General features: G+C 69.2%; 15 protein-coding genes and 1 pseudogene. 11 read left to right on the top strand and 5 right to left on the bottom strand.

Annotation, left to right across the window (positions count from 1 at the left end; all coding sequences use genetic code 11):
- The first annotated feature begins 1 nt into the window (after position 1).
- On the top strand, positions 2–964 hold the full coding sequence (locus tag ABZ567_RS28865) for an acyl-ACP desaturase (RefSeq protein ID WP_360795188.1): 963 nt from the start codon (positions 2–4) through the stop codon (positions 962–964).
- Positions 965–1,069: 105 nt separating this feature from the next.
- A complete protein-coding gene (locus ABZ567_RS28860; protein WP_360795185.1) occupies positions 1,070–2,350 on the top strand; it encodes a wax ester/triacylglycerol synthase domain-containing protein in 1,281 nt (426 codons plus the stop codon).
- A gap of 30 nt (positions 2,351–2,380) precedes the next feature.
- On the opposite strand, the gene ABZ567_RS28855 is transcribed toward ABZ567_RS28860, so the two are convergent.
- Together ABZ567_RS28855 and ABZ567_RS28850 are read right to left on the bottom strand one after the other, a co-directional pair.
- Positions 2,381–3,166, bottom strand: a complete 786-nt coding sequence (locus ABZ567_RS28855) for an ABC transporter permease (RefSeq protein WP_360795182.1) — start codon at positions 3,164–3,166, stop codon at positions 2,381–2,383.
- Positions 3,167–3,195: 29 nt separating this feature from the next.
- Positions 3,196–3,837 (bottom strand): ABC transporter ATP-binding protein, encoded by a 642-nt coding sequence (locus ABZ567_RS28850; protein ID WP_360795179.1) that lies wholly within the window; start codon positions 3,835–3,837, stop codon positions 3,196–3,198.
- A gap of 431 nt (positions 3,838–4,268) precedes the next feature.
- Between ABZ567_RS28850 and ABZ567_RS28845 the strand changes: the two genes are divergently transcribed.
- From ABZ567_RS28845 to ABZ567_RS28805, 9 genes and pseudogenes are all read left to right on the top strand, one after another.
- Positions 4,269–5,156 carry an alpha-amylase family glycosyl hydrolase gene (locus tag ABZ567_RS28845; protein ID WP_360795176.1) on the top strand — a complete coding sequence of 296 codons (888 nt, stop codon included), beginning with the start codon at positions 4,269–4,271 and terminating at the stop codon, positions 5,154–5,156.
- 45 nt (positions 5,157–5,201) lie between these two features.
- Positions 5,202–5,561 (top strand): alpha-glucosidase C-terminal domain-containing protein, encoded by a 360-nt coding sequence (locus tag ABZ567_RS28840; RefSeq protein WP_360795285.1) that lies wholly within the window; start codon positions 5,202–5,204, stop codon positions 5,559–5,561.
- A gap of 57 nt (positions 5,562–5,618) precedes the next feature.
- Positions 5,619–6,617, top strand: a complete 999-nt coding sequence (locus ABZ567_RS28835) for a TIGR03885 family FMN-dependent LLM class oxidoreductase (protein WP_360795173.1) — start codon at positions 5,619–5,621, stop codon at positions 6,615–6,617.
- Positions 6,614–8,308, top strand: coding sequence for an alpha-amylase family protein (locus ABZ567_RS28830; protein ID WP_360795170.1), 1,695 nt, complete (start codon positions 6,614–6,616; stop codon positions 8,306–8,308). Before ABZ567_RS28835 ends, ABZ567_RS28830 begins: the two co-directional genes overlap by 4 nt.
- A gap of 193 nt (positions 8,309–8,501) precedes the next feature.
- Positions 8,502–9,236 (top strand): hypothetical protein, encoded by a 735-nt coding sequence (locus ABZ567_RS28825; protein WP_360795167.1) that lies wholly within the window; start codon positions 8,502–8,504, stop codon positions 9,234–9,236.
- 173 nt (positions 9,237–9,409) lie between these two features.
- Positions 9,410–9,745, top strand: a complete 336-nt coding sequence (locus tag ABZ567_RS28820; RefSeq protein ID WP_360795164.1) for an SH3 domain-containing protein — start codon at positions 9,410–9,412, stop codon at positions 9,743–9,745.
- 109 nt (positions 9,746–9,854) lie between these two features.
- Entirely contained in the window at positions 9,855–10,298 is a 444-nt protein-coding gene (locus ABZ567_RS28815) for a hypothetical protein (protein ID WP_360795161.1), read from the top strand.
- 1,004 nt (positions 10,299–11,302) lie between these two features.
- Positions 11,303–11,449 (top strand): annotated as a pseudogene (locus tag ABZ567_RS28810) (IS5/IS1182 family transposase); the annotation flags it as partial.
- Entirely contained in the window at positions 11,421–11,546 is a 126-nt protein-coding gene (locus ABZ567_RS28805) for a hypothetical protein (RefSeq protein WP_360795291.1), read from the top strand. The pseudogene ABZ567_RS28810 and the gene ABZ567_RS28805, both read left to right, overlap by 29 nt.
- A gap of 66 nt (positions 11,547–11,612) precedes the next feature.
- Here the strand turns inward: ABZ567_RS28805 and ABZ567_RS28800 are convergent.
- The 3 genes from ABZ567_RS28800 to ABZ567_RS28790 form a co-directional block, all read right to left on the bottom strand.
- Positions 11,613–12,421, bottom strand: a protein-coding gene (locus tag ABZ567_RS28800) for an IS5 family transposase (RefSeq protein ID WP_360795158.1) whose coding sequence is annotated in 2 segments (ribosomal slippage) — positions 11,613–12,074 and positions 12,077–12,421 — 807 coding nt in all. Because the reading frame shifts where the segments join, the coding sequence is not laid out codon by codon here.
- 245 nt (positions 12,422–12,666) lie between these two features.
- A complete protein-coding gene (locus ABZ567_RS28795; RefSeq protein ID WP_360795155.1) occupies positions 12,667–13,203 on the bottom strand; it encodes an SMI1/KNR4 family protein in 537 nt (178 codons plus the stop codon).
- 35 nt (positions 13,204–13,238) lie between these two features.
- Positions 13,239–23,855: a LamG-like jellyroll fold domain-containing protein gene (locus ABZ567_RS28790; RefSeq protein WP_360795152.1), complete on the bottom strand. Its 10,617-nt coding sequence runs from the start codon at positions 23,853–23,855 to the stop codon at positions 13,239–13,241.
- Positions 23,856–24,070: the final 215 nt, after the last annotated feature.

Here is a 24,070-nt window from a genome sequence, read left to right as displayed (position 1 = left end):
CATGAACATTTCCCTGCACAGCGCGACGCCAGGCGGCCTCAACTGGATCGAGGAAATGGAGCCGGTAGTAGGCGGACTGTTGGACCGTCACCTCACGGTCGCCAAGGAATGGTTCCCCCACCAGTACGTCCCCTGGCGGGCGGGCACCGACTTCGACGGACCGCTGGACGGGACACCGTGGCAGGACGCTCACTCGGCACTCGATCCCCTGGCACGCTCGGCACTGGTGCTGAGCCTGCTGACGGAGGACAACCTGCCCACCTACCACCACGAGCTGGCAAGCATCGTGGGCCGCGACGGCGCCTGGGGAAACTGGCTGCACCGCTGGACAGCGGAGGAGGACCGGCACTCGATCGCGCTGCGCTCCTACATCCACGCGACCCGGGCGGTGGACCCCGTCGCCCTGGAACGCGCACGGATGACGCACATGTCGACGCCGATGCCTGGCTTCTTCCCACGCGGAGTGCGCGGTATCGCCTACGTCCTGGTCCAGGAACTGGCAACACGGGTCGCTCACCGCAGCACGGGTCTCAACACCGCCGAACCGGTGTGCGCGCAGCTGTTCGGCCGGATCGCCGCGGACGAGAACCTGCACATGGTCTTCTACCGCGACCTCTACGAGCAGATCTTCGACCTGATCCCCGACGAGGCGATGAAAGGGCTGCGCTGGGCGGTGTGCGACTACCGGATGCCCGGCCAGCCGATCCCAGGATTCGCCGCCATGTCACTGAGTCTGGCCATGGCCGGCTGGTACGGCCCCCAGATGTTCCTCGACTCCGTGCTCGCACCGATCATGCGGGCGTTGCGGGTCATGGACCGCACGGACCTCAGCTCGGCGGGCGAGGCGCACCGCGAAGCACTGGCCGAGCACCTTGAGCGACTGCGGGTACGGGCCGGGCGCTTTGAGGAGCGACGCCAGGAGCACCGGCCCAACGGTGCAGGCGAGCCGATCACGACCGGCTGACCCGCCACCAACCGCCCTGCGGGCTGTGGACCAAACCAACGGCCGACTCGCCAAACGCCGTCAGGGCCCTCAAGCCATCATCGAAGACGTACGAGCGGAGACCACATGCCGACATGGCTCACATCAGCAGGCGATGACCACCCGTCCCGCACGGTGCGTCTGGGAGCGGCGGACCAGGCGCTGCTCGCCGGGCCGGCCGGTCGGCCGGTTCCCATCGTGGCGCTGTTCGACTTCGACGGCCCCGCCCCCTCCGTAGAGGGGCTGCGCGCCCGCGTCGCCGAGCGCGCCGAACACCTGCCCGCCCTCCGCTACCGCATCGGCGACGGTGGAAGAACCGCGGAATGGAGCGACCGGCTCGACACCGACCGGCACGTCCGGGTGCTGGCCGCGGGCGGCGAGTCAAGCCACGTCGGGGCCGAACTCCTCCTCAACCAAGGACCGCCAGCCGACAAGGACCGCCCGCCGTGGAACATCGTGCTGATCCCCCGTCCCGGCGAATACAGCCTGGCCTTCCACGGCGACCACGGCCTCTACGACGGCGGCGTCGCCGCCCTTGTGCTCGCTCTGCTCGACGACAACCCGACAGCCGCTCCGCCCCTGCCTCTGCCCAGGCGGCCCCCGGCGGCCGGGCTCATCAGTGCGCTGGCACAGCAGATCGCCCTCCTACGCGCCTCACGGCCGACTCCTGCCTTCAGCTCGCCCCAAGGGCCCACCCGCAAGGTGCGGTACGCCGACGTCGCCCTGACGTATCTGCGAGATCTGGCCCACGCGCATCGTGTGAGCGTCAACGACATCTACCTCGCGGCGCTCGCGCACGCCGTACACCTCTGGCAGGGCGAGCAGTCCGACAAGGCGCATCCACCGGTGATCACCGGCATGCCCGTGTCCTTCCGAGGGCCCGGCCAGGAAGGAGCGCTCGGCAACCACATGGCCCTGACGCGGATCGTGCTGCCGTGCGACGAACCGTCACCGCTCCAGGCCCTGCACTTGGTGGCGGCACAGACCGCCCGCCACAAGCGCCTGCGCCAGCGCGACGCCCTGCGGGTGCTGTCCGCGCTCACCCCGGGCGGCGCCACGAAGCGCCTGTTCGGACGACTCGGAAACCCCCTGACCGCCAGCAATGTCGTGCTCGGCGGGCCTCTGACCTACCGTGGCAACGCCGCCCGCGCCGCCTACGGCGTCACCGACACCCTCGGGCCCGACCAGTGCTACACCTGCCTGGTCACCTACCAGAACACAGCCAGACTCAGCGTCGTCCACCACTCCGGGACCCCCGTCGGCCCGCTGCTCCCCGACCTGTGGCGGACCGCGCTTCAGGCCATCGAACACGCCAATGATCCACCGGTGGGCAGCTCTGATGCCCTTCAGCGAGGAGTACGGGCGTGACCGGCACGTGAGAAGGGCGACCGGCTTCCTTCACCGTGACGGGGAGGTCTCCGCGACGCCGGTCGCCGCCTTCCGGTCCGCCTCGGCAGCCGGAGAAAAAGTGCGAGTACGTACAGCGAAGGCGGCCATGCCCAGGGCCGCCATCCCCAAAGCCCATCCGGCACCCAGTAGCAGACAGCTCCAGGGCACCACATGCAGCTCCGCTGCCGCGACCGAGCTCTGCACCGCGCCGTAAGCCGGCAGGTATCGCACGAGGACGCTGTCCGCGTTCGGGTTGATCAGGGGATTCTGCAGCAGCAGGTCGATGGCGCTGATCAGGATCGCCAGGAACATCCCCGCCAGCTCACTGCGCAGCACAGCCGCCAGGACGATGCCGATACCACCGTAGATCAGAGAGCCGGTGAACAATCCTGCGGCGAACACCACGGGCTGCTCCGGCCGCCAGAACACATGCACCCACGCCGTGGCGTACACCGCGACGACGACGGCCACCAGGACGAGCGAGGCGCACTTCGCCAGCGCGAGGCACGATCGCGGGTAACCGGCCTGCACCAGACGCCGGTCGAAGAGCGCCGAGCGGGCCGTGGCCACGAACATCATGAACGCCACCACCAGCGCGAGGGTCTGCAGCGCCCCGGTCACCTGGGTCAGTAGGTTGCCGTCCATGACCAGGTAGGCGCCGACCGGACGGACGTAGAACCGCAACGGTTCCCTGGCCACGACCTCGAAGGTCAGCGTCATCCACAGCGGTACGAACAGGAGCACGATGAGCAACGCCAGCCTGTTGCGGGCCTGTTCGACGATCGAGAACCGCATCGCCGTACCGAAACACGACCACCAGCGCCTCACACCGACACCCCGCCCGTTCCGGCCCGGTCCATCTCGCTCAGAACCCCCGCGTCGAGGCGGTACAACGTGTCCAGCCGAGCCGCATCGTAAGCGAGATGGGAGACCACCAGCACCGCGCAGCCCCGGTCCCGCAGCGTCCCCGCCAGATCCCAGAACCGCAGATAGGTCTCCCAGTCGAAACCCTGGTACGGCTCGTCCAGGAGCAACACCCGCGGATCATGCATCAACGCCAGGACCAGGTTGAGCTTCTGCCGGGTGCCGCCGCTGAGCACCTCAAGGCGCTCGCCCCGACAGCCCGTGCAGTTCAGCTGTTCAAGCAACTCGAAGGCCCGGTCCAGACTGTCCAGGCCATAGGCCTCCTGGAAGAACCGCAGATGCTGCTCGACCGAATACGCGCCGTTCAGCACAGCGTCCTGAGGGCAACTGCCCACCACTCCGTGGCACTCCACCACACCGGCGTCCGGAGCCAGGTCGCCCATCAGGATGCGCAGCAGCGTGCTCTTGCCCGCGCCGTTCTCGCCCACGATGCCCACCAGCTGCCCCGGGAGCAGATCCAGCGACACCCCACGCAGGACCGGGCCCCTGCGATAGCTCTTGCATACATCCCGGATACGAAGAACTGGCTGGCTCGACGTCACGACGCGACCCGGATGCAACGCTCGTAGCCGACGGCCAACCACCCGCGCCGCCCATGCGCAGTCTGCTCCAACGCAGTCACCATCCCGTCCTGGCAGCGTGTCAGCCAACACGATCAAAACGACACGACCCGGCATGAGTGACGGGCAGGGTGTCAATTCCCCGTAAGGAGCCCTTTCCATTTGTCCCCGTAGTTGGTGAACGTGGTGTATGTCGATTCCTCGGCATGGACCGACGAACCGGTGAGTAGACCGGCACAGATCCCCACCGTCACGACTGCTACCGCACCGGACATCTTCAACTTGACGCTCATAGCCCGCACGCCTCTCGCTACGTCCTGTGCCCACCCTCGACCGGGCACGGGTGCCCCGACCTCCGAGCCAACCCCGCGCAAGCCTTCCCCCGACAAGAACGTGGGACCGCCCCCTGAGTGGTGGGCACGCTGATACTGGATCCGCACAACTGGGGCTCCTTCTTCTCCGGTTCCGCCTGGGAGCTGGACGCGGCGAGCGACGCGTACTACCTCCACCTCTTCTCGCCGAAGCAGCCAGACCTCAACTGGGAGAACCCCCGGATGCGTCGGGCCGTGTACGCGATGATGCGCTGGTGGCTGGACCGGGGCGTGGACGGCTTCCGGATGGACGTCGTCAACCTCATCTCCAAGGACCCCGCCCTCCCCGACGGCGAGGTGCACGAACAGGGGCCGTACGGTGACGGCTCGCCCTACTTCGTCTGCGGACCCCGCATACACGACTACCTCCAGGAGATGCACCGCGAGGTGATCGCCCGGTACCCGGGCCGGCTGCTGACCGTCGGGGAGATGCCCGGGGTGACGGTCGAGCAGGCCCGCCTGTTCACCGACCCGGCGCGTGCCGAGCTCGACATGGTCTTCCAGTTCGAGCACGTAGGGCTCGACCACGGGCGGGGCAAGTTCGATCCCCGCCCACTGCGGCTCACCGACCTCAAGGCCTCGCTCGGCCGCTGGCAGTCCGGCCTCGCCGACGTCGGGTGGAACAGCCTGTACTGGAACAACCACGACCAGCCCCGGGTGGTCTCTCGGTTCGGTTATGACGGACCGAGCCACCGCACCCGGTCCGCGACGATGCTCGCGACCGTGCTCCACCTGCACCGGGGCACACCGTACGTCTACCAGGGCGAGGAACTCGGCATGGCCAACTCGCCCTTGCGCACCATCGAGGACTTCAGGGACATCGAGTCCCTGAACCACTACACGGAGGCGTTGCGCGCGGGGGCGGAACCCGAAGACGTCCTCCCGGGACTACGGGCGATGGGCCGCGACAACGCCCGTACACCCATGTAGTGGGACGCGTCCCCGCATGCGGGGTTCACCACAGGCACCCCGTGGATCCCCGTCAACCCGGACCACACCGAGGTCAACGCCGAAGCGGCCCTCGCGGATCCCGACTCCGTCTACCACCACTACCGTCGGCTGGTCGCCCTCCGGCACCAGGAACCGGTCGTCGTCCACGGCGACTTCACGATGCTGCTGCCGGACGACGAGCGGATCTACGCGTTCACCCGCCGGTACGGCCGCACGGTGCTCTTGGTCGTCGGGAACTTCACCGGCGACACGGCCTCCGCCGTGATGCCCGCCGGATGGGACGGCGCCGAACTCGTCATGGGCAACGGCCCGTCGGTCCCTCCGCGGCCCGGCCGCCTGGTGCTTGCCCCGTGGGAGGCGCGGGTGCACCGGCGCACCGACTGAACCGAGCGGGCGGGGACGGCGACCGTTGATCCCTCCGGTGCCGGGTACGCGGATCCCATGACCGTCTATGGATTCCACGCCTCCCACGAACAAGTACCTCCCGCCGACCTGCTGGCAGCCGTCGTGCGCGCGGAAGGCGCGGGCTTCACCGCCGCGATGTGCTCGGACCACTTCTCACCATGGAGCGTCCGGCAGGGTGAGTCCGGCTTCGCCTGGTCCTGGCTCGGCGCGGCGCTCCAGGCCACCGACAGGATCCCCTTCGGAGTGGTGAACGCCCCGGGCCAGCGCTACCATCCGGCGATCGTCGCGCAGGCGATCGGCAGCCTCGCCGCGATGTACCGAGGCCGCTTCTGGGCGGCGCTGGGAAGCGGTGAGGCGTCCAACGAGCACATAACCGGCGACCGTTGGCCGCGTAAGGACATCCGGAACGCGAGGCTGCGCGAGTGCGTCGACATCATCCGGGCGCTGCTGCGCGGCGAGGAGGTGAGCCACGACGGGCTGGTGACCGTGGACCGGGCCAGGTTGTGGACCCGTCCGGAGACGGTGCCACCGTTGGTGGGGGCCGCGTGCAGCGAGGCGACCGCGCGGTGGTGCGCGGAGTGGGCGGACGGCCTGATCACGGTGAACGCGCCACACGAGACACTGCGCCGGATCGTGGACGCCTACCGTTCGGCTGGCGGCGTCGGTCGGCTGCACCTCCAGGTGCACCTCAGCTGGGCCCCCGACCTGGAAACCGCCCAGGAACTCGCTCACGACCAGTGGCGCACCAACGTGCACGGGCCGCCGGCGAGCTGGGACCTCGACTCTGCCGAGCTGTTCGACAACGTCAGCGAGCACGTCTCTCCGGACAGGGTCGCGGAGTCCGTCAACATCTCCAACGATCTCGGCCGGCACGCGGCCTGGCTCCAGGAGTACGCCGACCTCGGCTTCGGCGCCGTCATGCTGCATCACGTCGGCAAAGAGCAGAGCGCCTTCATCGACGCGTTCGGCGCGAAGGTGCTGCCGCAGCTGGATGTCACCCGGCCCCCGGCCGCCGTCGCGGACGGTGTCCGATGAGGCTGACCCGCACCTCCGACCTGTGGTGGAAGAACGCGGTCGTCTACTGCCTGGACGTGGAGACGTACCAGGACTCCGACGGCGACGGCACCGGCGACTTCGCGGGCCTGACACAGCGCATCGACCACTTGGTGCGCCTCGGCGTTACCTGCGTGTGGCTGATGCCGTTCTACCCGACGCGGGAGCGCGACGACGGCTACGACATCACCGACTTCTACGCCGTCGATCCCCGGCTCGGCACGCTGGGCGACTTCACCGAGTTCGTGCGCACCGCCCGCGACCGGGGCATCCGGGTCATCGCCGACCTGGTCGTCAACCACACCTCCGACCACCATCCGTGGTTCCAGGACGCCCGCTCCAGCCGCACGTCGAAGTACCGCGACTGGTACGTCTGGTGCGACAGCCCGCTGGAGGACGGCCCCGAGGGTGTGGTCTTCCCCGACGTCGAGAAGAGCGTGTGGGAGTACGACGAGACCACCGAGCAGTACTACCTGCACCGGTTCTACAAGCAGCAGCCCGACCTCAACGTCGCCAACCCGGCGGTCCGTGACGAGATAGCGCGCATCATGGGCTTCTGGACGCAGCTCGGACTGTCGGGATTCCGGGTCGACGCGGTGCCGTTCCTGCTGGAGACCGACGGCCAGGAGGACGCGGACCAGCTGCCCGACCCGCACGAGTACCTCGCCGACCTGCGGGCCTTCCTCGGACGTCGCAGCGGTGACGCAGTGCTGCTGGGCGAGGTGAACCTGCCCTACCCGGACACCGCGAAGTTCTTCGGCGACTCGGAGTCCTCCCGCGGTGACGAGCTGACCATGTGCTTCGACTTCATCGGTATGCAGCAGATGTACCTGTCGATGGCGCGGGGCGAGGCGGCCCCTCTGGCGGCGGCTCTCCGGGAGCGCCCCCCGGCGCCCCGCGACGCGCACTGGGCGACGTTCGTCCGCAACCACGACGAGCTCACGCTCGACAAACTCGACGACGACGAGCGCGCCGAGGTGTTCGCCGCCTTCGGCCCCGACAAGGACATGCAGCTCTACGACCGGGGCCTGCGCCGCCGCCTGCCGCCGATGGTCGATGGCGACCGGCGGCGCGTGGAACTGGCCTACAGCCTGCTCTTCTCCCTGCCCGGCACACCGGTGCTGTTCTACGGCGAGGAGATAGGCATGGGCGAGAACCTTGCCGCCGAGGGCCGTCAGGCCGTCCGCACCCCGATGCAGTGGACGCCCGACAAGAGTGGCGGTTTCACCGCGGGGGAGGGAGTGGAGCTGCCCAATCCCGTCGCGACGGGTGCGTTCGGCCCGACGAAGGTCAACGCGCACGACCAGGCGCACGACCCGGCTTCGCCGCTGGGCCGGATGCGGACGCTGATCGAACGCTACCGGGAGACCCCCGAGCTGGCCTGGGGCGACTACCGGGTCATCGACGCGGACGACCCGGGCGTGCTGGTCCACCTCAGTTCGCTGGAGGGCGGCGCGGTGCTCGTGCTGCACAATTTCTCCGAGCGGTCCGTCACCGCCTCCGTCGAGGTCCCGGGACTGAGGGGCGGCCGGCTGCTCACCGATGTCTTCACCGGTGACACCCTCAAGTCGGCGGCCGCCGGCCTCGTCGATGTCGCGCTGGACCCGTACGGCTACCGGTGGCTGAGGGTCAACACCCCCCTTGACGAACCGGATCGGGCGACAGCGGTGTGATCCCGCGCGCGCGAGGTGTCCGGCCGCACGGACGGGGAGAAGGCGGAGGTGGTCTTCGACCTGGTGCCGGTCGGTGAACGGCGCCTGGCCCGCTGCCGACGCCGCCTGATGGCGCGGGCCGCCCGTCGGGGCCCGTCCGCGTACGGCGAGCGCCTGACCGGCAGCCTGGGGGGGAGGCGGCTTCTGGGGCTCGATGACTTCGGCCTGGTCCGGTGGCGCTGGCGCCTCCAACCGCTCCGAGCGGATCCCGCGGCAGACCGACCTGCCCGACGGCGTCGGCAAGCTTCAACCCGCCACGGGGGTGGTATTTGCTGTGCAGATCCTGCTGCGTACCGAGGCCGGCCATCCGCAGCTGGCCCCGGCGCGGATGCGCCGGTTGATCGCGGCGCTGTCGATGACGTCGGGGGAGAACTGCCTCAAGGTTCGGCCGGTTCGAGCGCCGCTTCGCGAGCGGGTCGCCGCCGCCCGCGTGCAGGACCTCCTCTTCGGCCTCCAGCTTGGCAAGGCCGGCCACAGCAAGACGGAAGAGGCCCTCGTGCAGTGCATCGCGATGGCGCACTCCGGCTACGGCTGCTGGTTCCTCAACCCGCATGGAGAGGGCTGGGCCCGGGCCAAGCCGTACCTCGCGCACCCGGAGATCGCCGACCGGCTCTGGGAGATCAACCTTGCCAAGGCCGACCCGGACCAGGCGGTTGTCTCCTGGAACCCTCTGTCGATGGAGGGCCGCACCCTCTCCGACGTCCAGGACATTGTCCGCTCCGTCACCGAGGGCATCGCCGCGGCGCAGGACTGGGGCGACAACGCACCCCGTGCCCGGACGATCCTGGCCCGCGCCTCCCAGGCCCTGGCCTTGCTCAACCTCCAGGCCGTCCAGGCCGGCGCCGGCGGGGGCTGCGCAGGCGGGCGAGGGGTTCCGGCACGCGGATGAGTGACGCCCGTGCGACGAGGTGACGCCAGTTCCCCCTGCCCCGCTCCCAGGGACCGCGACACCGTGAACGGGCCACCGCGCAGCTCCGGGCCCGCCCCGCCCCTCATCGGGGTGGTCATGACCACAGGGCCGTGACATCGCTCCGGGGCCCGGGTTGGCCGGGCAGGCGAATGATGATCTCCAGCGCGGCCGTGGCCGCCGCCCTCCTGACGGGCGCCGTGCCCGCGCTCGCCACGGTCGACACCGCCCCGGCCCGAACGACGGCCGGTCTCAACTCGTGCGGGTACGACGTCGCGGGCTCGAACGTGAACCTGCGGTCCGGCGCGGGGACCCGCTACGCCTCGCTCGGGCACCTGACCCGTGGGGACCTGATCGACGTCGACCGGAAGTCGAACGGCTGGTACCGGGTCACGCTCTCCGAGCGCTCACGCTCCGGCATCAAGGCCGGCACCACCGGATGGGTGGCCGAGCGCTACCTGAAGCCATCAGTCTGCATGCAGCTCGACTAGGACTTGTCCGGCCGGTCGTGTCGGACCGCTCGGCGTCAAAGGGGTGGCTGGATCACCGGCAGGACACCTGCGCTCTTCCGCTGATGAGCACGGACATAGGATCACGGGTGTGGACATACGAGGGGCCATCGAAGAGCTGGCAGAGGAAGCCGAAGGGCAGATCCGCGACCACACGTGGGTCCTGACACCCGCCGACCGTTCCGTGGCGGCGAAGGCCGCCTCCGACCTGGACGCCATCGTGGGCACCCTGGACTCCCAGGAGGCGCTGTCTGAGGTCGAGCGGCTGGCACACCTGCGGGAGGCACTCGCCGCGGTGGCCATCGCCCTCGCCCACGTACACGGCCGCCTGGCCTGGTTCCTCGGCGCAGCGGCCACCGCCCTCACACCCGTCCTGCACTGGCGCGCCCTGCCCGCCGAACACGGCCCGACCTTCGGCGCCGTCCCGCCGACCCTCGAGCAATACACGGAAGCCGAAGACGCGGTCCGCCGACTCCACAGCACCCTCGCCAACATCGCCACCACGGGCCACATCCGCCTCCCACGGGACCCGTGATCACCCGGACAAGACCAAGTCCCGGTAGCGCCCGCCCGGACCGCCGGCGGGCGCCACCGCCGTTCCGCTACCGTCCGGAGCGCCGGCCTGCGGGTCACTCGTCACGGTGGTCCCGGCCGCGACGTCCCCAGACCGTGCCCCGCGCTGCGGCAGCGTGAACCCATGCACCCCCGCCACATCCTCTTCGCCGTCCTCGCCGCGCTTCTCACCACCGGATGCGTGGCAGTCCCTCACGCTGCCGCCCCTGACGCTCCGCCCCGGCCCGCCGCGCTCGCGCCCGCTGCCGACCGCCCGCCGGCCCCACTCCCGACGCGGACGGGGGCCGACCCCACCCCGGCCGCACCCCGCGAATCCCTGGCAGCCACCGACCCCCGTCCCACCCCGCCGAAGGCCGCCCCCGCCCCCGCCGCCCCCGCCGCACCGGCCGCCGCGCGCCCGGCCGTACGGCCCGGCGACGCCAAGCCCGCCCGCCGGACCGCACCGACGACGAAGCGGCCCGCGACCACGAAGAGCACGAAGAGCACGAAGAAGGTTCCTGCCAGGAGGGCCGCCAAGCCCCGCCAGAGCCCGAGGAAGACCGCCCCGCGTCGGCAGCCGACGACGGGGCAGGCCCCGCAGATGCGCGAGCTCTGCCGCCAAGCCCAGAGCATTCAGGACCCTATGGGTGCACCGGAGTTGTGCCGGAGGATGTACGGCCGCTGACCCCGTGCCGTGCCACATCAGGCCGGGGCGCGACGCGGAAAAGGGCTGGCCCCCCTTGCCGCCGAAGCGGGTGGAACGGGGTACCGGCCAGCCGAAACGAAGACGAGCCCCCTTCCCGCGATGCGCGGGGGAGGGGGCCTCTTTGCGTTCTGGATCAGTCGGTCAGTTTGAACTTCCGCGTGGTCAGTCCGGCCTGACGTTTGGCCAGTGACGCTGGTGAGCCAGCGGCTCATTACGAGTTGGTGCGTGATAGTGGTTGAGGCAGCGTGCCTGGTTGGTGGCATGATCCGGCTGTGGTGATCATGGTCAATCGGGCGGTGCTGGCACATCGGCTGTTCACGGGGATCTCTCGGCAGCATCTCGGCTGCTTGGTCGAGGAGTTGGCCGTGCCGTGGCAGGCCGGACTCGAGGGCCGACGCCATGCTGCACGAGGCGGAGCCAGAAAGCGGGAAGCAACTGACGCGCTGGACCCACCGCCGCGACCGCCTGCCCGACACCTACCGCGCCATCGCCAACCTCATATCTGACCGCTGCACCACCGCCTGAGAACAGGCCATGAGCAGGTCAAACACGCCTCACCCACTATCACGCACCAACTCGTTAGACGTCATCTCATTTGGCGAGTCTGCGGTGGTAGATGAGGGTGCAGGCGATGCTGGTGAAGGCGAGGAAGTGGTCGGCCTTGCGTTCGTAGCGTCGGTGGAGGCGGCGGCAGCCGGCGAGCCAGGCCATGGTGCGTTCCACGGTCCAGCGGTGGCGGCCCAGCCGTTGCGAGGACTCGACTCCCTTGCGGGCGATGCGGTGGGTGATGCCGCGCTCGCGTAACCATCGCCGCAGGTGGGCGTAGTCGTAGCCCTTGTCGGCGTGGAGTTTGCCGGGCTTGCGCCGTCGTCGGCCGCGGCGCGAGCGGATCGGCGGAATGCCCTTCACAAGCGGGATCAGGGCCTGACTGTCGTGCAGGTTGGCCCCGGAAATGCCGACGGATATGGGCAGACCCGACCGTTCCGTGATCAGGTGAATCTTCGAGCCGTACTTGCCCCGGTCGACAGGATTCGGACCCGTCAGGTCCCCCTTTTCAGGGCCCGCATGTTCACCGAGTCGATCGCGCACCGCGACCAGTCCAGCTCGCCGCGGACACCGAGTTCGTCGAGGACCAGGCGGTGGAGCTTGGCCCACACCCTGGCCTTCGACCACTCCGAGAACCGCCGGTGGGCGGTCGCTCCGGACGGGCCGAACGACGCCGAAGGCAGCTGCTGCCAGGTACAACCCGACGTGGCCACGAAGACGATCGCGGCCAGCACTTCCCGGTCGCCGTGCCGACGCCGACCACCGCCCTGCGGCCGCGACGGCGCCTCCGGCACCACCCGCTGGAACAACTCCCACAACTCGTCCGGCACCAACCGCTCAACGATCCCCACCATGACTCACAGAATACCGAGACACCCAAATGAGATGGCCTCTTAATGAGACGGAACCAACAGAGCCCCCGGACTGGCGGTGGTGTGGAATGCAATATCACCGCCGACATCCAGGGGCTCTGTCGCGCCACTACTTCAGTTGATCATGTCTCACAGCCCCTCAGGGAAGGGATGGAACCGGTCACGGTGGTTTGCGCGGAAGGCCGTCCGACCTAGCCTTGACGTGGGACTTTGGATCTGACCTGGCCTTACACCCGACGCCAAGTCAGGAACTCGTGCCGATCCCCCGCTGAAAGCGGTTCGCTGAGCGGGTTCACCTCGCCAGTCAGGGCCGCCACGCAGAACGACGCCATTCCGCCATCGAACACAGTCCAGCGGTTCATCCCGTACGGCGTCTGCCTCCGAAAGATGGCCACGCGCCAGTCGTCGGGAGCGCCCTCGCACAGCCAGAACGCTACATCGCTGCTCGCCGAGTCCGCGAAGGGCAGCAGTGACGGCAGCGCACTTCCCGGCAAGAGCGCAATGAGATCTTTACGGTCCTGGTGCGAGAGGACGGGATCCTTTCTGTCCAGGAGGTCCCCGTACGCCGACCCGGGGACGGGCGGCGTACTGATGGACAGGTACTCGTCGATCTCTCCACCTCCGTACGACTCCACGAACTCGCGATAGTCGGCGGGAAACGTCAGACCTGCCGTCCGCTCAATTTCCTGCCAGTCGATCGAGTCGCCGCCGGAGACGGGCGGCGGGAGAACTTCACGCAGGCGCGCGACAGCGCAGTGAGGCATATCAATTTTCCTTCGCGTCGTGATGGAGGGCCATCTCATGGCTGCCCCGGTAGGGGCACGTCTCCACCGGTGCGGCTGTCGATCGCGGTGCCCAGATTCTTCCAACCCCGGCCAGCGGTGTAAATCAGGTTCGATACTTCCGTGGCATCAGTGCCCGCGTAGCGTCCCTTGCTGTCCCATGCCGTGTAGGACATGCGGAATTCGTAGGGCACAGTTCGGCCGTCTTTGTAGACCGGTGTCACCTTGTATCGCACAACATGCCCTGAATCAATGAGGGACCGGACTGTGTCCTCGAAGTTCAGCATGCTGTCCATGGGAGGAATCGGCGACTGGGGTTTGCCGACGTAGGAGTTCGCGTCAGTTCCGCAGGTCGCAAGGTTGGCCAGGTCGGTCCCCGATCCGCTCAGCTGGGCGCCGAGGAGATGGCAGGCGTTGACGTCGCGGGGCCGACCTCCCAGATATCCGACGTAGGACCGAGCCCAGTCATACCCAGGTGGCTTGATGCCGGCACGAGTCTCGGTGGAGGTGCCCGGATGGGCGGTTACATAGGAGAGGTCGAGGCATGCCTCCACACCGGTGGCTCGATTCCCGTTGGTGCTGTCGAGAGGACCGGGATCGACCCAACCCGTGCCACCACGCTTGCAGTCCTGCCCGCCGTCGTCATTGCCGCCTGACCCCGGGTCCGTCCCAGGGGCGTCCTGGATGTCGGGGGCCTGGTCGGGCGTGAGGACCGTGTCTGCGCCGCCCGCGAGCATCGCGAGGAGGTTGGCGCCGCTGACGACCATGTCGACGGCCTGGGTGGCCGTCCAGACGGCCTGCGCCGGGGTCCAGTCGGGCTTGGGGATGTGCTTCGGGGCCGGAATGGGGTTCGGGCCGCGGTAGGGGTTCTGCGGGATCTTCGGCTTCGGGGGTGCGGTCGGCCGCTTCGGGCGCGTCAGCGTGGAGGTGCCTCCACGGCGTCCGCCTCCCGAATAGTTGCTGCCGCCTCCACCGCGTCCGCCCCCCGAGTACTTGCTGCCGCCTCCACCGCCCGAGTACTTGCTGCCTCCGGACCCGCCTCCCGGGGAACCGCCGCCCGACGGCGGATCGATCCGCTGCGGGGGCGAACCGTTGCCGCACATCCAGTGGGTGCACGCCTTGCCGAAGTTGCGGGTTGCGGCGCAGGCCGCGATCTCGGCAGGGGTGGAGGTGCAGCCGGAGCCGCTCTTGCCGCCGCTGTCGCTGCCGGCGATCCAGCTCTCCCAGAGGACGCACCCGAACAGCCCGCCGGCTGCCCTCTTCAGCCACAGGCTCTTGGCGTTCTTCCTCGGGTCCACGCAGTCCCACACGAGGTGACCCGTCGGGTCGATCCCGTTCATCGGGCTCGCGTTGGCGTAGGTGTAGCGGTTCGCCTGGACCGAGGGGTTCGGGTCGAGTTGCCAGGTGTCGCGGCTGGTGAAGCCGCCGGTGCCGGGCTGGTACCAGCGGGCGGCCATGTTGACCTCGCCGGTGGACGAGTCGGTCCAGCCGGACTGGTAGCCGACCGACGGGGTGGTGCCGTTGCTCGCGGTGACCTTGCCGGAGGCGTCGTACGCGCGCGACGAGGTGACCGTGGTGCCGTCCGGGGACAGACTGGCGACCAGGTCCGTGTGGCCGTCGGTGACGGCCAGGCGCGCCGTGCCCGCGGTTCCGGCGGTGGCGCTGGCGAGCAGCGCCCCGTCGGGGGTGCGACTGTAGGTGTTCGTGCCGTCCTTGACCAGGTTGTTGGAGCCGCCGTCGTAGCCGAAGGCGGTGCCGTTGTGGGTCATGACCCGGTCGAGCGAGTCGTAGGTGAACGTGCTCGTGCCGTTCGACACGGTGCGCTCGAAGGCATCCGAATTGATGGTGCGGGCGGGTCCGGCGGTGTCGGTGATGCCCTTGACCGTGCCACGTGCGGAGTAGTCGAAGCTCTGCGTGCCCCAGGTCTGGACCCGGTTGCGGGCGTCGTAGGTGGCTGTGACGTCTCCCTTCCTGGTGAGGTTGCCGGCCTTGTCCCACTCGTAGCCGGTGGTGGTGCCCCCGCTGGTTTCGGAGGTCATCCGGCCGGCGAGGTCGTAGGCGTACGTCTCAAGGCCCGCCCCGGCCGTGCCGGTCGCGGTCTTCTTGACCAGGCGGTTGTCGAGGTCGTACTCGTAGGCAGTGCCCTGGACCGCGGCACCGCTGTCGGTCTTCTTGATGCTGTCGTCCGCGAGGCGGCCGAGCGTGTCGTAGGTGTACGAGCGCTTCGCGGCGACCGTCCACGTGCCGCCGGCGGCGGGGCGTGCGTACTCATCGGCGGTCGGGCGCCCGGCCGCGTCGTAGTCGCTGCGCACCTGGGTGCCGGTGAGCGGGTCGGTCGTCGTGTCGAGGCGGCCAGCCTGGTCGTAGGTGAACGCCGCCGCGCCCGCCGCGTCCGTGCGGGAGGTCATCTGGCCGTCCGCGTCGTACGCGTACGACGAGGTGCCGCCCGGGCCGTCCGTGGACAGGAGCTGGCCGCGGTCGTTGTAGGTGTACGTGTTGCCCGCGAGGACTCCGTCGCCGCCGACGCCGGTCAGGCGGCCGGTGAGGTCGTATGAGAGCGAGCGGGGACGGGTGGCCACGGCAGTGCCGGAGCCGGTCTCGCCAGTCATCCGGCCCAGCGCGTCGTACGTCTTGTGACGCTTGACGTTGCCGGGGAGCAGCTCTGTCACGAGCTGACCCCCCGCGTCGTAGACGTTCGTCCAGGTGCGCACGTCCGGGTTCCAGTGCTGGGTGGTGGCCGGTTCGATCGTGGACTCGGGAAGGCCCCACGTGTTGAACGTGTAGTACGTGGCCTTGCCGCGGCCGTCGGTCAGGCGCGTGCGGTTGCCCGCCGCGTCGTAGCCGAAGGTCGTCGTGATCGAGTCAGTGGTAGTGACCGGTTCGACCTGCTTGGTGAGCTGGCCGAGCGCGTCGTACGTGTACGTGCGGCGCGCACCGGTCGGCGACACGGATGCAGTGACGTTTCCGTCGGCGTCGTACTCGGTGCTGGTCGTGCGCAGGGCCGTCGTGCCCGTGCCGTAGTCCGTCACGGACAGCGGCTGGCCCGCAAGGTCGTACGCGGTGACCGTCCTGCGGCCGGTCGCGTCCTTGTTCTCGATCGGGCGGCCCAGGCCGTCGTAGACGGCGCTGCTGACGCCACCGGCCGGGTCGGTGAGCGTCAGGGTCTGCCCGGCCTTGTCGTAGGTCGCGCGGGTGACCCGCCCGCCCGGCGTGGTCGAGGAGACCTGGTTGCCCGCGTCGTCCCAGGTGAAGCGGGAGACGAGGTGCTGGAGGCTGGGCTTGCGTTCGACCGTGGTGGCGGTGAGCTTGCGGCCTAGTTCGTCGTAGGTGGACTCGGTGCGTGCTCCTGTCGGGTCCGTCGCGGAGAGCGGCAGACCGGTCGGGGTCCAGGTGAAGGTGGAGACTCCGCCGCCGGACAGCGTGGTGGAGGTGCCGTTGAAGGACGCCGTGCCCGGGGCCTGGAGGCCCTGCGCACCGGCGACTGCCGGGTCCGTCTTGCTGACCAGCCGGCCCATCTGGTCGTACCGGTAGTACGTGGCGCGGCCGAGCGGGTCGGTCGTCGACGCCGGGTTTCCGAGCCGGTCGTACGTCGTGCGCGAGACGGCCGTGATGGCCGCGGTCGCACCCGGCGGGGTGTAGTCGGGCAGCGTGAGCGCGACGGGGCGGCCCAGCTTGTCGGTCTCGGTACGGGTCACCAGGCCGCGCGTGTCACGCGACTCGGTGACCTCGCCGAAAGTGTTGTAGCCGACGAGGGACTTGGGGGTGACGACCGCGGCCGCACCGCCGCTCTCCTCGGCCTGCACCTGCGGCGCTGTCTGCTCGACCAGGCGGCCCAGCGCGTCGAACCGCCCGCTGCTGGTGATGCCGCGCGGGCTGGTCTGGGTCAGCGGGAGCCCCCGCTGGTCGAAGGTGGCGGAGGAGACCCGGGTCGTGGTGCCGTCGGTGACGGTCGTTTTCTTCGGGTTGCCCACCGCGTCGTACTCGGTGGTCGAGGTCACCTTCTTGCCGGTGCCGTCGATGGCCTGGGTCTGCTCGGTGAGCCGGTCCTCCGCATCGTAGGCAAAGGTGGAGACCCGGTTCAGCCCGTTGGGGTCGAACACCGAGCGGGTGGTGCGACCCAGGGCGTCGACCGTGCTCACGGTCGTGACCCCGCCGCTCGCCGTGGTCGCGACCGGGTTGCCCGCGCCGTCGTAGACCGTCGACCCGAGGAGGATGTCCTTCTTGGAGCCGTCGGACTGGGTGACCTGCTTCGCCGTCGTCGTAGCCTGAAGGCCGTCGTCGTAGTACGTGAAGGCGGTCGTGGCGCCCATCGCGTCGGTCGTCGAGGCCAGGCGACCAGCTGGGTCGTACGCCTTGGAGCCGAGGACCAGGTCGCGGGTCTGGCCGGACGGGTCGCCGGTCCAGTTCTTCAGGACCGACTCGGCCAGCTGGCCGCGCTTGGTGTAGGTGTGGGTGACGACGGTGCCTGCGGGGTCCGTCTCGCCGATCACCCGGCCCAGGGCGTCGTGGTGGTACGTCGACTCGTTGCCGGCCGGGTCCGTCACGCTGTCGGCGAGGCCGTGCGTGTTGTAACGGTAGGTCGTAGTGCGGGTGGCGTCGCCGCCGGTGGTGTCCTCCGTGGATTCGGTGAGCAGGTTGCCGTCCGCGTCGTACGTACGGCTGATCCTGGCGGTGTGGGTGACACCGGTGATCTCGTTCTTGACGCCCGGGCCGGTCTCCGAAGAGACACGGGACATGGCGTTGTAGGCGTACGAGGTGGTGACGCCCGCCGGGGTGGCGTCGGAGACCTGGGTCTCGGTGACCATCCGGCCGATGCCGTCGTAGGTGTAGGTCGTTACCACGCCTGAGGGCGCCGTGGACTTGGCCAGGTCACCGCTCGCGAAGTACGCGTACGAGACCGTGACGCCGCCGGTGCTCTTCTTCGTGGCAACCAGGCCGGCAGGGGTCAGTCCGCCCCCCACCGCAGGCTCGGTGCCCGTGGTGTACGTGGTCGTCGCCGTACGGCCGTCTACCGACGTGACCGTTTCGGTCAGGCCGAGCGCCGTGTACGAGGTGGTCGTCCGGTAGCGGTTGTCCGCAGGTCCCGAGGAACGGCCGTCGCGCAGCGCGATCTGCTTGCCATTACGCAGGTCCAGCTTGTCCGCGGGGTTGTCGTAGTACTCCGCAAAGGAGGTCCAGCAGGAATTGGCGTCCCGGCAGGTGGTCGTCGAGACGGTGTTGCCGCGCTCGTCGTGACCGGTGATGACCGAGTGACCGTTGGGATTGGTGACCGTGTGCAGGAAGCCGCCGGTGTCGTACACGTACGTGGTGACACCTCCGTCGGCGTTGGTCGAGGCGACCCGGCGTTGCCCGCGGACGGCGTCGAAGGTGCTGCTGGTCTTCGCGCCGGTGGGGTCGGTGACCGTCACCGTCGCGCCCAGGGCGGAGACCGAGGCGCGGGTGCGGGCGTAGAAGTGGTTGGCGACCTGCTCTGCGGTGAGGGCGCGCGGGTAGACCGCGACCTCGTCGATCCAGCCGGTGAAGTAGCTGACGCCGTTGCCCGGCGAGGCGGGCCAGTAGTTGGTGTGGCCTGCCCCGATGTAGGTGTACTTGTTGGCCTGGTGATCGACGGGCACGTTGGTGGCCTGGGCGACCTGGGTTCCGTCCAGGTACAGGGTCTGGGTTGCGCCCTTTGCCGTGATCACGGCATGGTGCCACTCGTTGTCCGTCACCGTCGTCGGCGAGACGTTGGTGGCGTCGATGCCCCGCGTGAAGTACTGGCCGTGGAGTTTGCCGTCCGCACCGACGTACAGCACGGGCGTGTAGGTGTTGTGATCGGGGATGCGGTGTTCCTGGTCGCTCAGGAGCACACCGGGTGTGGTGGTCTTGAACCAGAGTTCCGCTGACAGATCGGTGCTGGATATCCGCGCGCCGGGGAGTTCGGCGTAGCCGTCGCCCGAGAACTCGGCGGCCGATCCGTCGCCGGCACCGAACGCCCCGGCTCCGCCGAGGGTCGCCTTGGTGTAGGTGCCGTTGCCTCCGGTGACGGCGACCTTGTTCGCCGCACCGGTGCCGCTGGTCTCGTCGAGCCTGTAGTAGGCCGCGGGGGCGTCCGCCATGACGGCGCCCTGGTACTGGCTGCCACCGCCGGTGACGAGTCGCGTGCGGGCCTTGAAGTGGTCCGCGACGGTCTGCGCGTCGAGTTCCTTCGCGTAGAAGGCGGCCTCGTCGAGCTGGCCGTTGAAGTAGCGGGTGGCGCCCGCCTGACCGTCCCAGGTCTCGTGAGCAAAGCCGCCGCCCAGGTAGGCGTGGGCCAGCGTCTCGGGGTCGACCGCTCCGGTACGACTGCCGACCTTCGTGCCGTCGAGGTACAGCGACTGGCCCGCGGGCCCGCCGGTGATCACGACGTGGTGCCACTTGTTGTCGGTGACCTTGTTGCCGCCCATGACGGGCCAGTCGCGGGTGCCGTCCCACAGGTGGCCGCGGAGCTTGCCCTCACCGTCGATGAGGAGGCTCGGGTTGAACATGGACGGGTGGCCGTCCTCGACGCGACCGTTCTGGAGCCCGAGGAGCACACCGCTCGGCTTGTCGGTGCGGAACCACAGCTCCACCGATAGGGACGTGGCATCGCTGATCGACTCGGCGGGCACGGAGACCAGGCCCCTGGAGCCGTCGAGGGTCACCGCACCGTCATCGCCGTCGAGGAACGCCCCGACGCCGCTGAGGGTGACGCCGTCACGGTAGGAGCCGTTGCCGCCGGCGGATATCTCGTCGGCCGCGGCCGCGCCGCTGCTGTCGCCCAGGCGCCAGTAGTTGACGGGGCCCGCGGCGTGCACGGCGTCCGCGTAGGCCTGGGAGCCCGACGCGTAACGGGGCGCGGAGATCTGCCATACACCGCCGTTCTCGTCGGTGACCTCGGTGGCGCGCCCGGTGTCGCTGTCGTAGAAGGCCTTGCCCCCGGTCCGGCCCGAGGGCAGGGTCGCCTTGGACAGCTTCGAGGTTTCGGTGCGGGCCGCGTAGTGCGAGCGGACCGAGCCGGCGTCGAGGGCGCGGTGGTAGACCGCGACCTCGTCCATGAGGCCCTTGTAGTAGCGATTGCCGTAGGTGCCGGCGCCGTCCCACGTGTGGTCGGTGAAGCCGCCGCCGAGGTACGCGTACGTCTTGGTGGAGTGGCTGACGGGACCCGCGAGGGTGCCGACGGCCTGGCCGTCGAGGTACAGCGTCTGGCCGGTGCCGGTGCTGGTGAGCACGGCGTGGTGCCAGGCGTTGTCGGTGACGGTGGCGGTGGACGTCATCGGGACGAGACCGCCGTTGGCCTTCTCGAAAGCACCGCGCAGCTTGCCCGCCGAGTCGACGGCGAGTACGGGGTTGTAAACGGTGGGGTGCGTCGGGCCCAGCGGGTCGTCCTGGAAGCCGACGAGAACGCCGTTCGGCTTGTCCGTCTTGAACCACAGCTCCACCGACAGCACCGTGGAGGAGGCCAGGCTCGACTCCGGCAGCTCCACGTGGGAGCTGGTGCCGTTGAAGGAGACGGCCTTGTTGCCCGTACCCGCCAGGACCCCGGCGTCGCCGAGGGTGACGTCGCGGTACCGGCCGGCGCTCAGACCGGTGCGGGAGACCGCCTCGCTCTGCGCGACCGAGCCCTCGGTCTCGTTCAGCCGCCAGTAGGCGACCGGGTTGGCGTCCTGCACCATGCTGCGGTAGTGCGAACCGGCGGTGTACTCGTACGTGGAGCACGCGGTCGTCGACTCCGGCGGGCAGACCTTCACCAACCGGTCACCGTCGTACGTGTACGCCCAAGTGAGCGCCGGGGCGTCGGGACCGACGGCGTCGGTCGACACCGAGGCGACGTGCGCGCCCGCCCATGTGAAGGTCAGCGCGCGCTTCGAGAGCGCGTCCGTGGCCTTCGTCAGCTTGCCGGCCGTATAGGTGAGCAGCTGCTCGCGCCCGTGGCCGTCCTTGACCTTGGTCAGGCGGCCCGTCACGTCGAACGTGTGAACCGCGGCCGCCGCATCACGCAGCGTCCAGCCACCACCGGCGACCTCGGTGAGCACGCCCACCGAACCGGACGGCGCACTGTACGTACCGTCGGCGTTGCGGCCGAAACGGACGTGGCTGCCGCTGTCCAGGGTGATGACGACGCTGCCGTCGGGCTCGGCGACGGCCCGCATGTCCCAGCGGGTCGCCCAGCCGGCGCCGAAGGCGTTCGCCTGGCGCGGGTCCTGCGAGTTGTACGTACGCGTAACCGCGAGGTCCGGGCCCACGGACGGCACGGCGGCGTCCGTGGCCGCGGTGGCGTAGTTGCCTGCCCGCTCGCCGAAGGTGCGCCCGCTGTCCGCGCCGCCCAGGTAGGAGGTGATGACCGGCTGGGGGACCTGCGTGCTCAGGATCGACGCTGCCGTGCGCTCAGACTGGTCCTTACCATCGTTCGCGTAGGCGTACCAGGCATACGTCTTGGCCCAACTGAGCCAGCCCGACGGAACCGTCCAGCTCTCGGAAGCAGCGTGCGTGTTGCCGCGGCAGTTCTTCCGGGTGTCCTTGCCTTCGACCTCACAGACCTCGAACTGATATGTCAGCGCGCCCGGGGACTTGTCCCGGTCGGTGGCCGTCGCCCACAGCGTCGGGGTCAGAGTGTCGGCGACCGTGCCACTCGGCGGAGCCACAGCGGTCAGGTACGGCGGAGCGTTGACCGCGTCGAAGCGCACGGTCGGGCCGGGGACGCCGTCGTCGACGAAGCTCCGCACGCCGTACTCGTCCATGGTCCACTGGATCGTGTACGTGCCGGGGGCCAGCGGGGCGATGTGCGCGTCGAGGGTGACCGAGCCGCCCGGCGCGACGTCGTAGGGCATCGGCGTCCACCGGATCTTGCTCCAGTAATCACCGCCCACCTTGTTGCCGTTGGCGTCGAAGAGGTCGTAACGCAACTTGTAGTTGCTGGTCTTGCCCCAGGTCTCACGACCCTGGTTGGTGACCGTGACCTTGAAGATCCCGTCGGCCGTGGCCGTCGGCGGCTGGACGAACCCGCCCAGGCCGTACGCGGCGCCGTACTTCGACCACGTGATGTCGAGGCTGGGCTTGCCGTTGGGGTAGTTGTCGGATCCGAACTTCTTCCAGGTCCTGGAGTCGTCCGTGGCCGCCTTCACGGCTAGGCCGTAATTGGCCTTCCGGCCGTGCGTCCAGTCGTCCACCAGCTTGCGGCCCGACTCGCCGAGCGGGATCGACTCCCACGCCGCGGCCCCACAGGGCCAGCTGCTCGAACCGTCTGGGCGCCAAGCGTGCGCAAAGGACTTGGAGCCCAGGGCGCCACCGGTGGCCGGCCCGGGGTAGCTGCTGGTGCTGCCCTCGGACCAGTTCGAGGTGATCTCGTGGACCGTCACCGGCCGTGCCGTGCACGAGTACGAGAAGGTGTTGAACAGGCTCAGGTTCGCATTGATGACAAATGCGTTCTTGAGCGTGGTGTCCAGGCCGTTGAACTTCAGGAACGAGGCTGCCTTGTGGCCGCCCCCGTCGTACGTTCCGACCTTCAGCTCGTTGGAGCCGGAGAAGTTCTGGTTGTACGGCGACTCGACGTACGTGCCAGAGGCCGCCTCCGTGCCGTTCACGGAGGGGTCGACCCTCACGGGGAACACCCGCTCGGGGGCCGACAGCCACTTTTGGTCCAGCTTGACGACCAGGACCTGGCGAGAGCCTTCCCGCACGAGGTCGTAGGTGACACCGGAGGAGATGACGCCCTCGTCGGAGTTCGGCGCCTGCTTCGAGTCCTCCATCCAGCCGGCGGGCATCCAGCCCTGCTGACGGCCCGCGGCGTCGTTGAAGACGACGCCGCCGTGTCCGTCGAGCTTGGCCGTCAGACCCTTCAGGGCCAGCGGGAAGCGCCACTCGGTCGGCGCGCCCTTGTCCTTGAGGATCAGCGTCTCCTTCACGGAGTCACTGCCGGCGATCAGCTCCACGTCAGTAGAGCGGCGGACCTCCGGATACGTGATCACGCTGCCGTTGACACGGCCCTGCGAGCGCGCCGCGCCCTCGATCGAGTAGCCGACCGCGGCGGTGTCGCCGACACCGAGGCGCACAAACGTTTCCGCATCGGCGAACTCGGAGAAGTAGACCTTCTCCTCGGTCGACGTGGCCTGCCAGCCGGTTCCCGGGGCGCTCTCGGTCCGCACTGGCGGGGACGACTTTGCCAGCCGGGTGTCGATCTCCTTCCACTTGCCGTCGTTGCCGAGGAAGTTGACCTGCTCGTTGTAGTAGCGGGTCGTGAAGGTGCCGTCCGTGTTGGCGAACGTCCGCGCATCGGCGGCACGCTTGCTGGGCACTTCCGTACTGGCCTTGGGGTCGAAGCCCTTAGGCGCGGACCGGCGCGGTGACGGGACCTTGCGATAGGAGGGCACCTGGGTCTTGGGCGGGTTGCCCAGCTTCACCGGCGTGGTGCCGGAGTCGGGGGTGAGTTCGCCGGGCGCCTTCAGTGCACCGCTGCGGCCGCCGGCCGCGGCCGCGTCGGTGGCGTCACCGGAGGCGGCGTGGCCGCGGCCGCGGGCCGACCCCCAGCCCTGTTCGGGCAGTTCGCCGGCACCTGGGCCGGATCTGCCGGCAGACCACAGGCCGACGGCCTGGGCTGCGTGTTCCGTGCCCGCGAGCACGGTCATGGTGATCGCCATGGATATGACGAGTGGACGGGTGATACGCACCGTTATAGCCCCCACAGAATGGATCAGTGGTGGCAGTCAATCCGGGCTCACAGGAAACTCACAAACTACGTCCGGAACCCGCCCACTTCGAACCCGGGGGTGCGCGGTGGTCATATCCGTCATCTCGTCATGGATCTGTCGAATAACCCTGCGATGCACCTCCAATACCGTGATCAGAATCACTC

The organism is Streptomyces sp. NPDC016459 (assembly GCF_040632845.1).
Lineage (GTDB): Bacteria > Actinomycetota > Actinomycetes > Streptomycetales > Streptomycetaceae > Streptomyces.
Note: the sequence above shows the minus strand (reverse complement) of the source record. Positions and strands in the feature narration are given on the sequence as shown.

Coding starts and splice junctions, on each gene's coding strand:
- ABZ567_RS28855 (WP_360795182.1), bottom strand. CDS start 3,166: ATGCGGTTCTCGATCGTCGAACAGGCCCGCAACAGGCTGGCGTTGCTC.
- ABZ567_RS28865 (WP_360795188.1), top strand. CDS start 2: ATGAACATTTCCCTGCACAGCGCGACGCCAGGCGGCCTCAACTGGATC.
- ABZ567_RS28805 (WP_360795291.1), top strand. CDS start 11,421: ATGCTGCACGAGGCGGAGCCAGAAAGCGGGAAGCAACTGACGCGCTGG.
- ABZ567_RS28830 (WP_360795170.1), top strand. CDS start 6,614: ATGAGGCTGACCCGCACCTCCGACCTGTGGTGGAAGAACGCGGTCGTC.
- ABZ567_RS28790 (WP_360795152.1), bottom strand. CDS start 23,855: ATGGCGATCACCATGACCGTGCTCGCGGGCACGGAACACGCAGCCCAG.
- ABZ567_RS28860 (WP_360795185.1), top strand. CDS start 1,070: ATGCCGACATGGCTCACATCAGCAGGCGATGACCACCCGTCCCGCACG.
- ABZ567_RS28835 (WP_360795173.1), top strand. CDS start 5,619: ATGACCGTCTATGGATTCCACGCCTCCCACGAACAAGTACCTCCCGCC.
- ABZ567_RS28820 (WP_360795164.1), top strand. CDS start 9,410: ATGATCTCCAGCGCGGCCGTGGCCGCCGCCCTCCTGACGGGCGCCGTG.
- ABZ567_RS28825 (WP_360795167.1), top strand. CDS start 8,502: ATGACTTCGGCCTGGTCCGGTGGCGCTGGCGCCTCCAACCGCTCCGAG.
- ABZ567_RS28795 (WP_360795155.1), bottom strand. CDS start 13,203: ATGCCTCACTGCGCTGTCGCGCGCCTGCGTGAAGTTCTCCCGCCGCCC.